At 65.4% G+C, this 13,988-nt stretch carries 12 protein-coding genes; 7 read left to right on the top strand and 5 right to left on the bottom strand.

The window, feature by feature from the left end:
- Positions 1-93 precede the first annotated feature (93 nt).
- From CT3_RS18150 to CT3_RS18140, 3 genes are all read left to right on the top strand, one after another.
- Positions 94-2,529 carry a membrane-bound PQQ-dependent dehydrogenase, glucose/quinate/shikimate family gene (locus tag CT3_RS18150; RefSeq protein ID WP_066542005.1) on the top strand — a complete coding sequence of 812 codons (2,436 nt, stop codon included), beginning with the start codon at positions 94-96 and terminating at the stop codon, positions 2,527-2,529.
- A 447-nt stretch (positions 2,530-2,976) separates the two neighbouring features.
- Complete coding sequence (locus CT3_RS18145) at positions 2,977-3,936, top strand: Bug family tripartite tricarboxylate transporter substrate binding protein (RefSeq protein ID WP_066542006.1); 960 nt, start codon at positions 2,977-2,979, stop codon at positions 3,934-3,936.
- A gap of 167 nt (positions 3,937-4,103) precedes the next feature.
- Positions 4,104-4,322: a hypothetical protein gene (locus tag CT3_RS18140; RefSeq protein ID WP_177833920.1), complete on the top strand. Its 219-nt coding sequence runs from the start codon at positions 4,104-4,106 to the stop codon at positions 4,320-4,322.
- Between the two features lie 220 nt (positions 4,323-4,542).
- Here the strand turns inward: CT3_RS18140 and CT3_RS18135 are convergent, their stop codons facing one another.
- Positions 4,543-6,387, bottom strand: coding sequence for an ABC transporter ATP-binding protein (locus CT3_RS18135; RefSeq protein WP_066542007.1), 1,845 nt, complete (start codon positions 6,385-6,387; stop codon positions 4,543-4,545).
- A gap of 310 nt (positions 6,388-6,697) precedes the next feature.
- Here CT3_RS18135 and CT3_RS18130 point away from each other — a divergent pair, with 310 nt between their 5' ends.
- Positions 6,698-7,057 (top strand): DUF3617 domain-containing protein, encoded by a 360-nt coding sequence (locus CT3_RS18130; protein ID WP_127446263.1) that lies wholly within the window; start codon positions 6,698-6,700, stop codon positions 7,055-7,057.
- A 131-nt stretch (positions 7,058-7,188) separates the two neighbouring features.
- On the opposite strand, the gene CT3_RS18125 is transcribed toward CT3_RS18130, so the two are convergent.
- The 4 genes from CT3_RS18125 to CT3_RS18110 all read right to left on the bottom strand — a co-directional run bounded on the left by CT3_RS18125 (position 7,189) and on the right by CT3_RS18110 (position 10,240).
- Positions 7,189-7,953, bottom strand: a complete 765-nt coding sequence (locus tag CT3_RS18125) for an amino acid ABC transporter ATP-binding protein (protein WP_066542011.1) — start codon at positions 7,951-7,953, stop codon at positions 7,189-7,191.
- Positions 7,954-7,999: 46 nt separating this feature from the next.
- A complete protein-coding gene (locus CT3_RS18120) occupies positions 8,000-8,650 on the bottom strand; it encodes an amino acid ABC transporter permease (protein WP_066542012.1) in 651 nt (216 codons plus the stop codon).
- Between the two features lie 17 nt (positions 8,651-8,667).
- Positions 8,668-9,330: an amino acid ABC transporter permease gene (locus CT3_RS18115; RefSeq protein WP_066542013.1), complete on the bottom strand. Its 663-nt coding sequence runs from the start codon at positions 9,328-9,330 to the stop codon at positions 8,668-8,670.
- Between the two features lie 109 nt (positions 9,331-9,439).
- On the bottom strand, positions 9,440-10,240 hold the full coding sequence (locus tag CT3_RS18110) for a transporter substrate-binding domain-containing protein (protein WP_066542022.1): 801 nt from the start codon (positions 10,238-10,240) through the stop codon (positions 9,440-9,442).
- A gap of 320 nt (positions 10,241-10,560) precedes the next feature.
- Here CT3_RS18110 and CT3_RS18105 point away from each other — a divergent pair, with 320 nt between their 5' ends.
- From CT3_RS18105 to CT3_RS18095, 3 genes are all read left to right on the top strand, one after another.
- Positions 10,561-11,433: a MurR/RpiR family transcriptional regulator gene (locus tag CT3_RS18105; RefSeq protein WP_066542014.1), complete on the top strand. Its 873-nt coding sequence runs from the start codon at positions 10,561-10,563 to the stop codon at positions 11,431-11,433.
- 64 nt (positions 11,434-11,497) lie between these two features.
- The gene (locus tag CT3_RS18100; RefSeq protein WP_066542016.1) at positions 11,498-12,739 is read left to right on the top strand and encodes a diaminopropionate ammonia-lyase; all 1,242 of its coding nucleotides are present in this window, start codon (positions 11,498-11,500) and stop codon (positions 12,737-12,739) included.
- Complete coding sequence (locus tag CT3_RS18095) at positions 12,736-13,980, top strand: Zn-dependent hydrolase (RefSeq protein ID WP_066542018.1); 1,245 nt, start codon at positions 12,736-12,738, stop codon at positions 13,978-13,980. The genes CT3_RS18100 and CT3_RS18095 overlap by 4 nt, the downstream gene beginning before the upstream one ends.
- The last annotated feature ends 8 nt before the right edge of the window (positions 13,981-13,988 follow it).

The raw sequence follows: 13,988 nt of genomic DNA, 5'->3' as shown, positions 1-13,988 counted from the left end.
CCTGCTGCCTACAGGCGCTGCAACCCTCTGCAGAAAACGGTCGGGCTTCCTAGAATCATTCTGGTATCGATTGAATGAAACATAGGAATCAACATGTCACAAGCTGATGTGCCGAACCGCGTGCCCGTATGGCCGCGCGTGTTGGGCGTTGTCCTGGCGCTGGTGGGTCTGGCGCTGCTGATTGGCGGGATCCAGCTGGTCACGCTGGGTGGGTCTTGGTATTACCTGATCGCCGGGGTGGCCTCCGTGGTGTCCGGCGTGCTGCTGGTGCGCGGCAAGCCGCTGGGTGCCCTGCTGTATCTGGTGGTGGTCATTGCCACCGCCATCTGGGCGCTGGCAGAAGTCGGCACCGCATTCTGGGGGCTGGTGCCGCGTCTGGCGCCGGTGCTGGTGCTGGGCCTGTTTGCCGCGCTGGCGCTGCGTTCGCTGCGCTCGCCGGCACAGGCCATTGCCCTGCCTGCCGCAGCCGTGCAGGCCGTGGTGGTGCTGGCGGGGGCTGCCTCGATCTTCACCCCCCACAACACCGTGGAGAACACGGCCAAGAAGGGTGTGGACATCGTCAAGCAAGTGGCCGTGGTGAGCGATGCCGCCAGCCCGGACAACCGCTGGACGCACTATGGCCGCGACGACCACAGCAACCGCTTTGCACCGTTTGACCAGCTGACGGCCGACAACGTCAAGGGACTGGAAGTGGCCTGGACCTACCGCACCGGCGCGAAAACCGGTGGTGGCAACGAAGACCAGAACACCCCCATCCAGGTCGGTGACTCGGTCTACCTGTGCACGCCGCAGAACAAGGTCATCGCGCTGAACGCCGAAACCGGCGAAGAAAAGTGGGTGTTCGACCCCAAGACGCGTGAGAACAAGTGGTGGAGCCGCTGCCGTGGCGTGGCCTACTACGAAGTGCCCGCGGTGGCATCGGCCGCCCCTGCTGCACAAGGCAGCGACAGCGCGCCCGCCGCACCGGCGCCTGCCAAGTGCAGCGCACGCATCATCACCACCGACAAGGATGCACGCCTGTGGGCGCTGGATGCCAAGACCGGTGAAGTCTGCGATGGCTTCGGTGACACGGGCAAGGGCTATACCGACCTGAGCGTGGGCATGGGCCAGTACCAGGACTTCTATTACATGCCCACGTCGCAGCCGCTGGTGGCGGGTGACCGCGTGGTCATCGGCGGCTGGGTCTGGGACGGCAAGAAGACCGAGCAACCTTCCGGCGTGGTGCGTGCCTACAGCCTGAAGGATGGCGCGCTGGAATGGGCCTGGGATCTGGGCAACCCTGCGATCACCAAGCTGCCTCCCGAAGGGCAGACCTACACCAAGGGCACTCCCAACTTCTGGTCGCATGGCGCCTATGACGCCAAGCTGGGCCTGATCTACCTGCCGCTGGGCAATGCCACGCCCGACTTCTGGGGCGCGCACCGCACACCCGAGATGAACCAGTACTCCACGTCCGTGGTGGCACTGAAGGCCGACACCGGCCGCGAAGCATGGCACTTCCAGGCCCTGCACATGGACACCTGGGACTATGACAACGGCACGCCTCCCACCCTGGTGGACGTGCCCGATGGCAAGGGGGGCAACACCCCGGGCCTGGTGCTGGCCACCAAGACCCACCAGCTGTTCCTGCTGGACCGCACCAACGGCAAGCCGCTGGCGGATGTGGAAGAAAAGCCCGCGCCCCAGGGCGTGATGGAAGGCGATGCTGCACCATCGCCCACCCAGCCCTGGTCCGTGGGCATGCCGCAGCTGGCCAAGAACACACTGACCGAAAAGGACATGTGGGGCGCCACCATGTTCGACCAGCTGTACTGCCGCATCAAGTTCAAGCAATTGAAATATGACGGCCCGTACACCAAGCTGACCGACCAGATGACGCTGATCTACCCCGGCTACTACGGTGGCTTCAACTGGGGTGGTCACGCCTACGATCCGCGTACCAACATGCTCATCGTCAATGACATGGTCATGCCGCAGATCGGCTTCCTGCACCCGCAGGAAGGCGCCCAGGAAAAGCTGGAGTCGCTGAAGAAGAACGACATCACCAATGCCTCGTGGGCCACCCACGTGCAGGAAGGTACGCCCTTCCAGTCCATCCGTGGTGCGTTCAACTCCTTCCTGGGTCTGCCCTGCCACCAGCCTTCCTGGGGCAATCTGACGGCCATCGACCTGAACACCAAGTCGATTGCCTGGCAGGTGCCGCTGGGTACGGTGGAAGACAGCAAGCTCCAGGGCGTGCGCTTTGGCCTGCCGGTGCCGGTGGGCATGCCTTCGCTGTCCGGTCCGTTCGCCACGGCAGGCGGCCTGACCTTCTATGCCGGGACCCAGGACTACTACCTGCGCGCCTTTGACAACCAGAGCGGCAAGGAGGTCTGGAAGGGCCGTCTGCCCGTGGGGGCCCAGGCCACGCCCATGACCTATCTGTCGCCCGAATCGGGTCGCCAGTTTGTGGTGGTGTCTGCCGGTGGTGCCCGCATGACCACCGACAAGGGCGACTATGTGATCGCCTACGCACTGCCCAAGAAGTAGGCAGCGGCCGGGGCTGCGGCCCCGTGACACACAGGCCCGCCCTCCGCAAGGAGGGCGGGCTTTTTTGCATCTGCCAGCGGCTGTGGAGTTGACCTGACCTGACTTGGTCTGGTCTGGTCTGGTCTGGTCTGTGCGTTTTCTGCAGAACCGGATGGCGGGGTCAGGCCTTTGGGGCGGCGGTGAGTGACGCGCAAGACCATCCTGCAGCCCGCGAAGCGGCGGCAAATGAACCTGTGATTTGTCGCCTAAATGACAAGTGTTGGACAATCGAAGGCGCTGCGCTGCTGCTGGAACGGGTCGACAAGCCGCGCCATTGCTGGGATCGGGCCTCAGGGAATGGATGAATAAAGGGTAAACCCTTGATGTGGGTTTCCCGTAAAGGTTGCCCCGGAGTACGCACCTACATTGCAAGCTCTTTCGAGCAAGCAAGAGCAAGAGGAGACTTGAATGCAGCGTCGTACGTGGGGTGCCGTGGCCTGTGCCGTGGCCGCTTTGTGGGCTACCGGTGCCCAGGCCCAGGCCAACTACCCGAACCAACCCATCACCCTGCTGGTGCCCTACGCGGCCGGCGGGACCACCGACGTGCTGGCGCGTGCCCTGGCCAATAGCATGGGCAAGCTGCTCAAGCAGAGCGTGATCGTGGAAAACCGTCCCGGTGCCGGCGGTTCCATGGGCGTGGTGGAAATGCTCAAGACCAAGCCCGACGGCTACAAGCTGACCTTGACCCCGGTGGGCATCTTCCGCCAGCCGTACCTGCAGAAAACGCCGTACGACCCGATCCGCGATGTGACCTATATCGCCTCGTTTGCCACCTATGACTTCATTCTGGGCGTGTCCGCGACGGCGCCGCACAAGACGCTGAAGGATCTGGTGGACTACGCCAAGAAGAACCCCGGCGCCATCGATTACGGCACGCCCGGCAAGTATTCCGGCAACCAGGTGGCCATGGTGCTGCTGGGCAAGGCCGTGGGCACGGAATTTGTGCATGTGCCGTTCAAGGGCGATGCCGAGAACGTGAACGCGCTGCTGGCCGGTCACATCAAGTCCTCGGTGTCCACCAACAGCATCATGACCTTCATCGAATCGGGCAAGGTCCGTCCGCTGGCGATTGCGTCCGAGCAGCGCTCGCCCGCCTTCCCCAATCTGCCGACCTTCAAGGAGCAGGGCTATGACGTGGTCGTGCCGTCTCCGCTGGGCGTGGGCGGTCCCAAGGGGCTGCCCCAGCCCATCGTGGAGAAGTTGGATGCGGCCGTGAAGGCAGCGCTGCAGGACCCCGACTTCCAGCGCGTCGTCAAGAACTACGGCATCCGCACCGATTACCGTGATGCCAAGACCTACACCGAGTTCGCACGCACCACGTTTGCGGGTGAAAAGGCTTTGGTGCAGAGCATGGGCCTGAACGACTGAGGCTGGTGCTGACCGCTACCCGGAGCCCAGGCACATCCCGCGGCTCCGGTGCGGTCCCCGCTGCCTGCCTGCGCAGGCTGCTTACAGTCTTTACCTGCGTGATGGACAGCGGCGTGCAAAGCGGTGGCATGCTGGTGCCATCACCACTTGCAGGAAAGGACGAACCCATGCGTACATCCCGTTGGCTGGCAATGGCTGGCGCCGCGGTGGCTGCGGCGGCCCTCACGGGCTGCATACTGCCTCCGCCGCACGACCATGGCAGGGACGGCGGTCGTGGCGATGGCCGTTATGACCACCGAGGTGACCGCGACGGCGACGGCCGCTGGGACCGCGATGGCCGGCCCTCGGGCCCACCGCCCGGCGGTGGCTACGGTCAACGCTACTGAAGATGGGGACTGCGCCCGGTGAATGGGCAGGACCTACGCAAAACGGGTGCCCAGGCACCCGTTTTTTCATGGATTTCCGCTTTCATGGTGCGCCTCTCGCAGGCGCACCCGTGTGCTTGCATCCGGGCAGCAGGCGCATCAGACATCGCAGGCGCGAGAAGCGGATGGCGCGCTGCATGCCGCAACGGCCCGCGGGATGCGCTGGCGGCTGCGGTTCGGCTCAGTCCTCCGGGTCCTCCGGCTCGGCCAGGAAGCCCCCGCTCTGGTGGGCCCACAGCTTGGCGTAGATGCCGCCCTTGGCCAGCAGCTGCTGGTGCGTGCCTTCTTCGACGATATGGCCTTCGTTCATCACGATCAGCCGGTCCATGGCGGCAATGGTCGAGAGGCGGTGGGCAATGGCAATCACCGTCTTGCCGTGCATCAGGCCATCCAGGCTGTGCTGGATGGCGGCTTCCACCTCGCTGTCCAGTGCGCTGGTGGCTTCGTCCAGCAGCAGGATGGGCGCGTTCTTCAGCATCACCCGGGCAATCGCCACGCGCTGGCGCTGGCCACCCGAGAGCTTGACGCCGCGCTCGCCCACCTGGGCGTCATAGCCGCTGCGGCCTTTGAGGTCGGTCAGCGTGGCGATGAAGTCCGAGGCCTCGGCCTTGTCGGCAGCGGCGCGCATCTCGGCCTCGGAGGCATCGGGCCGGCCGTAGAGGATGTTGTCGCGCATGGAGCGGTGCAGCAGCGAGGTGTCCTGCGTGACCATGCCGATGGCGCCGCGCAGGCTGTCCTGCGTGACGTTGCGGATGTCCTGGCCGTCGATGGTGATGCGGCCGCTTTGCGGCTCGTGAAAGCGCAGCAGCAGATTGACCAGCGTGGACTTGCCGGCGCCCGAGCGGCCGATCAGACCGATGCGTTCGCCCGGGCGGATCTGCAGATTCAGCTGGTCGATGACTTTCTTGCCGCCGTCCTTGTAGCTGAAATCCACGCCTTCAAAGGCAATGGCCCCCTGCGTGACCTGCAGCGGCTGGGCATTGGGCGCATCGACGATGGAGCGGGGCTTGGTCAGGGTGGTGATGCCGTCCTGGATGGTGCCCACGTTTTCGAACAGGCCGGTCATCTGCCACATCACCCAGTGCGAATAGCCCATCAGGCGCAGCGCCATGGCAATCACCGCTGCCACCACGCCGGCGCTGGCATGGCCCTGGGTCCACAGGTAGAGGGCGGTGCCGCCGCTGCCCAGCAGCAGCAGGGCAATCATCAGGTGGTTGGTGATCTCGAACTGGCTGACCAGGCGCATCTGCGCATAGCCCGTGGCCTTGAAGGCCTCCATGGCGTTGCGCGCGTACTCGGCCTCGCGGCGCGTGTGGGCGAACAGCTTGACGGTGGCGATGTTGGTATAGGCATCGGTCACGCGGCCGGTCATCATCGAGCGCGCATCGGCCTGCTTCTTGCCGATCTGCCCCAGGCGCGGCACAAAGTAGAAACAGGCGGCGATGTAGGCGGCAAACCAGATGGCGAAGGGAATCATCAGCCGCCATTCGAAGCTGGCTGCCAGGATCAGGATACCGATCATGTAGACGCCGACCCCGACCAGCACATCGACCACCATGAACACCACTTCGCGCACCGACAGCGCGGTCTGCATGATCTTGGTGGTGATGCGGCCGGCAAATTCGTCCGCATAGAACGACATGCTCTGCCCCAGCATCAGCTTGTGGAAGACCCAGCGCAGCCGCATCGGAAAGTTGATGGCCAGCACCTGGTGCATGACCTGGGTGTGCAGGGCGAGCAGCGCCACGCTGCCCAGCAGGATGGCCGTAATGCCCAGCACCGTACCGCGCTGCTGTTCCCAGAAGTTGGCGGGCGAGACCGTGCCCAGCCAATCGACCACATGGCCCATGATGGCGAACAGCAGTGCCTCGTACACCGACAGCAGGGCCGAGGTGAAGGTCAGCAGCGCAATCCAGCCGCGCATGCCCTGGGTGCAGGCCCAGATAAAGGCAAAGAAGCCTTTGGGAGGCACCGGGGGTTCTGTTGCCGGATAGGGCGGCACCTGTTTTTCAAATAAACCGAACAAGATCGAGCTCTCCTTGTACTGCCCATGGTAGTGGGGCGGCCACCCGGTGGAAAAGGCCCGGGTGATGCCCGTGCGGTGGCGGGGAGATTGGCTCCACCTCTGCCGGCGCCAGTATCCCGTGGCGGGTGCGATCGCTGCCTATACTTTGCCCGGGCTGCTGCGAGCTACAGGGGCCGCCGATTCAAGCGAAAGCAGGTAGAGATTGAAAGCATATTGCAAACGGATGAAGAGCGGGAGCGCATGGCTGGCCATGTGCCTGTTGGCAGGGGCTGTGCAGGCCGCGCAAGGCCCAACGGTTCAGGACATCGAAGTGCTGAAAACCATTCCCGGCGGGCAGTGGGAGCTGACCAGCCGTGTCGACCACGCGGAAAAGGCGACGCCGCCGCAGCTGGGCTGTCTGTCGGCCGAGGGCCTGGCCCGTGGTCTGCAGGAGCTGGTGACCACAGTGCAGTCTGAGCAGCGCTGCACCATCCAGCTGACGAGCAACACCGACGCGCTGGGTGTGCTGGAGCTGCGGTGCCCGCAGGACGGACGTGAGCTGGTGCCGGCGGTGATGGAGTTCCGGCGCCCGGCGCCGGACCGCCTGGAAGTGCGCAGCCAGCTGCAGTTTGGCCCCCGTTCCATGCACCTGGCGCAGGACTACCAATGGAAAGGTGCATGCCCCCAGTAACCGGGGGGAAGACCCCAGTGCCCGGTCCGGGGCCGCGGGGGCAGGACATGCCTGGCGGAGGCTGGCGAATGCCGGCACCGCCTGGTGGCCGGCGCCTGTAGGGTGCGCTGGGCCGTGCAGCCCTTGGGCCTTTAGGCTGTGACCATGCCCAGGAACTGGCGCAGCTCCGGCGTTTGCGGCGCACCGAAAATCTGCTCCGGTGCCCCGACTTCGTGCACCTTGCCCTGGTGCATGAAGACCACTTTGTCGCTGACCTTGCGGGCAAAGCTCATTTCGTGCGTGACCATGATCAGCGTCATGCCCTGTTCGGCCAGGCTTTCTACCACGCCCAGCACTTCGGCCACCAGCTCCGGGTCCAAGGCCGAGGTGACTTCGTCGCACAGCAGGATTTCCGGGTCCATGGCCAGGGCGCGGGCAATGGCCACGCGCTGCTGCTGACCGCCGGAGAGCTGGTCCGGCATGGCGTCGAACTTCTCGGCCAGACCGACGCGATCCAGCAGGCGTTCGGCATTCGCGCGGGCGGTGTCCTGCGGCTGGCGCATCACCAGCGAGGGGGCCAGCATCACATTGCGGCCCACGCTCAGGTGGGGGAACAGGTTGAAGCTCTGGAAGATCATGCCCACGTTCTTGCGCAGCTCGCGCAGGGATTGGGCGTTGTCGGCCTGCAGCGGCTGGCCATGCACCAGCAGCTGGCCTTCCTGAAAGGTTTCCAGGCCGTTGATGCAGCGCAGCAGCGTGCTCTTGCCGGAGCCGCTCTTGCCGATGATGGACACCACTTCGCTGCGGTTGATCTGCAGGTCCACGCCCTTGAGCACTTCGTTGCTGCCGTAGCGCTTGCGCAGGCCGCGGATGTCGACCAGGGGGAAGGTGGAAGGAGAGGATGCAGGGGCGTTCATGTGCGCAATCCAGAAGTCGTCAGGGGAAACAGGGGGAGGCGTGCCATCAGGTGCGGGGACGCAGGCGTTTTTCCATGCGCTGGCTCCACAGCGACAGCGGGAAGCACAGCACGAAGTACAGCGCGGCCACGCAGCCGTAGACCAGGAAGGGCTCGAACGTTGCGTTGGCAATCAGCTGCCCGGCCTTGGTCACTTCCACAAAGCCGATCACGCTGGTCAGCGCGGTGGCCTTGATGATCTGCACGCCAAAGCCGGCGGTGGGGGCAATGCCCAGGCGCATGGCCTGGGGCAGGATCACGTGGCGCAGTTGTTCGGTGAAGCTCATGGCCAGGCAGGACGAAGCCTCCCATTGGCCGTGGGGCACGGCCTCCACGCAGCCGCGCCAGATGTCGCACAGATAGGCGGCGGAATACAGCGTCAGGCACACGGCGGCCGCCATCAGCGCCGAGGTCTCGATGCCGATCAGCGCCATGCCGAAGTAGGTGAGAAACAGCTGCATCAGCAGGGGCGTGCCCTGGAACAGCTGCACATAGAGCGACACGGCGCGCACGGCACCGGGCAGCTTGGACAGGCGCAGCACCAGCAGGCCCAGGCCCAGCAGGCCGCCGCAGACAAAAGCGATGAGAGACAGGCCCACTGTCCAGCGCAGAGCCAGCAGCAACTGGCGGGCAATGTCCCAGTACGTGAATTCAACCATGGGGAAACACTCCGAAATCAGCGATGGCGGCCAAAGACACAACGGGGGCCGAACCAGTTCAGGAACTGGCGCAGCAGCACGGCCAGGCCCAGGTAGACCAGGGTGACCACGATGTACGACTCCAGGCTGCGGAAGGTGCGGCTGGAGATCAGGTTGGCGGCGTAGGAGATTTCCTCGGTCGAGATCTGGCTGCACACTGCCGATCCCAGCATCACGATGATGATCTGCCCGGTCAGGGCCGGCCAGACACGGCTCAGTGCGGGAGGCAGCACCACGCGGGTGAAGATCTGCATGCGGTTCAGCGCCAGGCACTGGGCGGCTTCGATCTGGCCGCGCGGCGTGGCTTCGATGCCGGCACGGATCTGCTCACAGGCGTAGGCTCCCAGGTTCAGCGTCATGGCCAGCACGCTGGCCACCTCGGGCGACATGCGCAGGCCCAGCGAGGGCAGGCCGAAGAACAGGAAGAACAGCTGGATGATGAAAGGGGTGTTGCGGAACACCTCCACATAGGAGGCGACCAGGTTGCGTACCGCCAGGCCGGCGTGCAGGCGCATCCAGGCGCAGGCGATGCCCAGCAGCACACCCAGTGGCACGGCAAAGGCCGTCAGCAGCACGGTGAGCCACAGGCCCTGAAGGAGCATGGGCCATTGGCCCAGCACCGTTGCGAAGTTCATTTCCATGGGCGTGGCCCCGTTCTCGATTCTGTGCAATATCCAAAGTCAGGTCCTGGCGGCGCGGGCGCACCAGGCGGGAGGGACCCGTGGGTCCGTCCCGAAGGTCCACCGGTGGTCAGTCCGGCAGATTGCCCATGTCGCGGCCCAGCCACTTCTTGGAGTAGGAGTTCAGCGTGCCGTCCTGCTTGGCGGTGCGCAGGATGTCATTGACCTTGTTCAGCAGCGCGGTCTCGCCCTTGCGCACGCCGATGTAGTTGGGCGAGTCCTTGATCAGCAGCTTGTATTCGGCCTGGACCTTGGGGTTCTTGGCCAGTGCGGCGCCGGCGACGGCCGCGCCCACGGCCACGAACTGGGTTTGCTGCGTCATGAAAGCGGCCATGGTGGCGTTGTCGTCTTCAAAGCGCTGGATCTTCAGCGTCTTGGGGGCGAGGTGCAGCAGGGCCTCGTCCTGGATGGTGCCGCGCGTCACGGCCAGGGTCTTGCCGCCCAGGTCGTCAAAGCTCTTGACGGCGATGTCCTTGGGGCCGAAGACAGCCTGGAAGAAGGGGGCGTACGAGGTGGTGAAGTCGATCACCTTGGCGCGCTCTTCGTTCTTGCCCAGAGCCGAGACGATCAGGTCGATCTTGTTGGCTTGCAGGTAGGGAATGCGGTTGGGGGTGCTCAGGGGCACGAATTCGGCTTTGACGCCCAGCTTGTCTGCAATCAGCTGGGCCGTGGCCACGTCCACGCCGGTGGGCTTGAAGTCCGGGCCCATGAAGCCGTAGGGAGGGTAATCGGTGGGAATGCCCAGGGCGATCGACTTCTTGTCGAGCACGCGCTGCAGCGACTTGTCCTCTTGCGCCATGGCGCCGGCAGAAACGGAGAGGGCGATGGCGGCCAGTGTGGTGGCGGTGAAGGTGCGGCGGCTCAAGGACATGGGTGCACTCCGGGAAGCAAAAAAGTTGCGGGTGCACTGCTTGAGCATTTACCGTGCCAGCTTGAAACGCGGGTTTCTGTTTGCGGTGCCGGGGCGGTGCCGGACGGTGTCCGCACCCCGGGTGTACGTGCCGACCTGGGGGACTGCCGATGGCTTTTTCTACAGAGCGCCAAAGCAGGCATCGGTTTTGCAAGCAGGGACGGTGTTTTTGAAACTTTTGTGCCCTTGTTTCATATTTTTGGCACGTTCGTTTCATGCACGGTGCAAGCCGCGCCCCATGGTGGTGCGCGCTCCCCAAATTGGAGACAAGGTTCCATTCCATGCACGATTCGCTCAATCCCAGCACGCTGGATGCCCGCATCCGCCATGTCTATGCCCAGCTGTCCTCGGCCGAACGCAAGCTGGCCGATATGGTGCTCACCCGACAGCGGGAGCTGCTGGGCTATTCGGCCACGGAACTGGCCGGACTGGCTGGCACGTCCAAGTCCAGCGCAGCGCGCTTTTTCCGCAGCCTGGGTTATGCCGGGTATGACGAATTCCGCCAGGCCCTGCGGGCGGCGCAGCTGCAGCAGTCGCCCCTGGCGCGCATGGAGCAGCCACGCCGCAAGCGCAGCCTGGCGCAGCAGTTCCAGTCCCATCTGCAGGCCGATGCCAGCCTGCTGAATGCCTGGGCGGAGTCCATCCCCGAGGCGCAGCTGGAAGCGGCGATTGCCATGCTGGTCAGGGCGCGCAAGGTCTGGGTGGTGGGCTACCGCCACAGCCACCTGACCGCGTTCTATGCCCAGTCGCTGCTGGCCCAGGTGCGGGGCGAGGTCGGCAGCCTCAACGATGTGGCCGGGCGCGAAGCGGATCTGCTGGCCAGTGCCTCGGAAAAGGATGTGCTGCTGGCCGTGGACTTTCGCCGCCGCAGCACGCGCCTGCCGCGCCTGCTGGCTGCGGCGCAGGCCGTGGGGGCCCAGACGCTGGTGCTGACCGATGCGCCGGTGTCCGCCCTGGCCATGCAGGCCCAGGTGGTGCTGCGCTGTGGCGCCAGTAGCCCGCAGGGCCTGTTCGATTCCTATGTGTGTGCCGTCAGCCTGGTGAACTTTCTGGCCAGCGCCCTGGCCCAGCAGCAGCGCGTTCCTACCCAGGAGCGGCTGGAACGCATCGAGCGCCTGCATGTGGCGCTGGATGACCTGGAACCCCAGTTGTGACCCGCCGCTGGCGGGCGTGATGTGTCTTCTCCCCCTCTCTCTGTCCCTGATGTTGAAAGCCCCTATGACTTCTGCTTCCCTCCCGGCCCTGACCGTGGATTGCTTTGCCAACCCTGCCGCCAACCGCATGACGCCGTATGGTGCGCGTCGCACCGACATCCTGGGGGCCGATGCGCTGGCCCTGGCGCAGCGCGAGCTGTCGCAATGGCAAGGCTATGCCCCCACGCCCCTGCACAGCCTGCCTGCGCTGGCCCGCGCACTGGGCGTGGCCAGCGTGCACTACAAGGATGAAGGCGGCCGCTTTGGCCTGGGCAGTTTCAAGGCGCTGGGCGGCGCCTATGCGGTGGCCCGTCTGCTGTGCCGCGAGCTGGGGCGCAAGCTCGGCCGTGCGCTTGGCACCCAGGATCTGCTGCGCCCGGAAATGCGTGCGCTGTGCCAGAACATCACCGTGACCTGTGCCACCGATGGCAACCATGGCCGTTCCGTGGCCTGGGGCGCGCAGCGCTTCGGCTGCCAGTGCGTGATCTACATCCACGCCACGGTGAGCGAAGGCCGCAAGGAGGCCATTGCACAGTACGGTGCGCAGGTGGTGCGCACCAGCGGCAATTACGACGATGCCGTGCGCCAGGCCGATGCCGATGCGCAGATGCACGGCCGGTTCGTGATCTCCGACACCTCCTACCCCGGCTATATGGATGTGCCGCGCGATGTGATGCAGGGCTACCAGCTGATGGTGGAAGAGGCCGCTGCGCAATTGCAGGAGCGCCCCACGCACATATTTGTGCAGGCGGGGGTGGGCGGTCTGGCGGCAGCAGTCTGCGGCTATTTCTGGGAACGCGATGGGGGCGACCGCCCTTTTTATGTGGTGGTGGAGCCCGACAAGGCCGACTGCCTGGCGCAGAGCGCCAAGGCGGGCGCACTGACTGCGGTGACGGGCGATATCGACACGCTGATGGCGGGCTTGGCCTGCGGCGAGGTTTCGCACCTGGCCTGGGAAATCCTGGAAAAGGGCACGGATGCGTTCTGCGTGATTTCCGACAGCGCGGCGGTGCAGGCCATGCGCCTGCTGGCCCATCCGCTGGAGGCCGATCCGGTGATCGTCGCCGGCGAGTCGGCCGTGGCCGGTGTGGCGGCGGCCCTGGCGGCCAGCCAGAGCGACACCGCACGCGCCCTGCTGGGCCTGAACGCAGGCAGCCGCATCCTGTTCTTCGGCAGCGAGGCGGCGACCGATCCGGTGCTGTATGCCGAGCTGGTGGGCGAAACTGCGCAAGCCGTGGCTGAGCGTGCCGACAAGGTGGTCGTATGAGTGCGATGGACACCCTGCGCATCAATGGCGCGCGGCTGCTGCAGCGGCTGAAGGCGCTGGGCCAGTTCGGTGCGCTAGAGGGCGGCGGGACCAACCGCCTGGCCCTGGGGGACGCCGACCGGGCCGGCCGTGACTGGACCGTGGCACAGATGCAGGCACTGGGCATGCGGGTGCAGGTCGATGCCATCGGCAATGTGGTCGCAACCTATGCCGGCACCGAAGACCTGCCGCCGGTGATGACTGGCAGCCATATCGACACCGTGCGCACCGGCGGCCTGTATGACGGCAACTACGGCGTGATGGCGGGGCTGGAGGTGGTGGCCACCTTATGTGACGCAGGGCTGCGCACGCGCAGGCCCCTGCAGGTGGCGTTTTTCACCAACGAGGAAGGCGCACGCTTTCAGCCCGACATGATGGGCAGTCTGGTGATGGTGGGCGGCATGCCGCTGGAGGAGGCGCTGGCAGTCCGGGCCGTGGACAACGGCGCCACCGTGGGCGCCGAGCTGCAGCGCATCGGCTATGCCGGTGGGGCGCCTGTGGGAGCGCCGCAGGTGGACAGCTTTGTGGAGCTGCACATCGAGCAAGGCCCCGTGCTGGAGCAGCAAGGGGTGGAGATCGGCGTGGTCGAAGGCGTGCAAGGCATCTGCTGGATGGAGTTCACCTTTGACGGCACCAGCAACCATGCCGGCACCACGCCCATGGCCTTGCGCCATGACGCAGGCATGTGTGCCATGCGCACCGCCGCCTGCGTGGCCGAACTGGTGGCGCGCTACGGCGGACGGCAGCTGGGCACCGTGGGGGCCCTGCAGCTCAAACCCAATCTGATCAATGTGATTGCAGCGCAGGCGGTGATGACGGTCGATCTGCGCAACACCGATGGCGCGAAGCTGCTGCAGGCCCAGGCCGAGGTGCTGGCCTTTGCACGGCAGATCGCGGCCGAGAACGGGGTGCGCTTTGCACACCGGCAGCTGGCGGACTTTGCCCCCGTGGCCTTCGATGCCGCGCTGGTGCGCAGCGTGGAGCAGCACGCCGGCGCACTGGGTCTGAGCACCTTGCGCATGCCCAGCGGTGCGGGCCATGACGCGCAGATGCTGGCCCGCGTCTGCCCCACGGCCATGGTGTTTGTGCCTTCGGCCGCAGGCCTGTCGCACAACGTGCGCGAGCACACCGATGCCGTGCAGCTGGAGCAGGGCGCGAATGTGCTGCTGCAGGTGCTGCTGGAGCGCGCGAACCGCATGTGAATGCAACG

It is taken from the genome of Comamonas terrigena NBRC 13299 (assembly GCF_006740045.1).
GTDB lineage: Bacteria > Pseudomonadota > Gammaproteobacteria > Burkholderiales > Burkholderiaceae_C > Comamonas > Comamonas terrigena.
The sequence above is the reverse complement of the archived record's forward strand: the minus strand, read 5'-3'. Positions and strand labels throughout refer to the sequence as shown.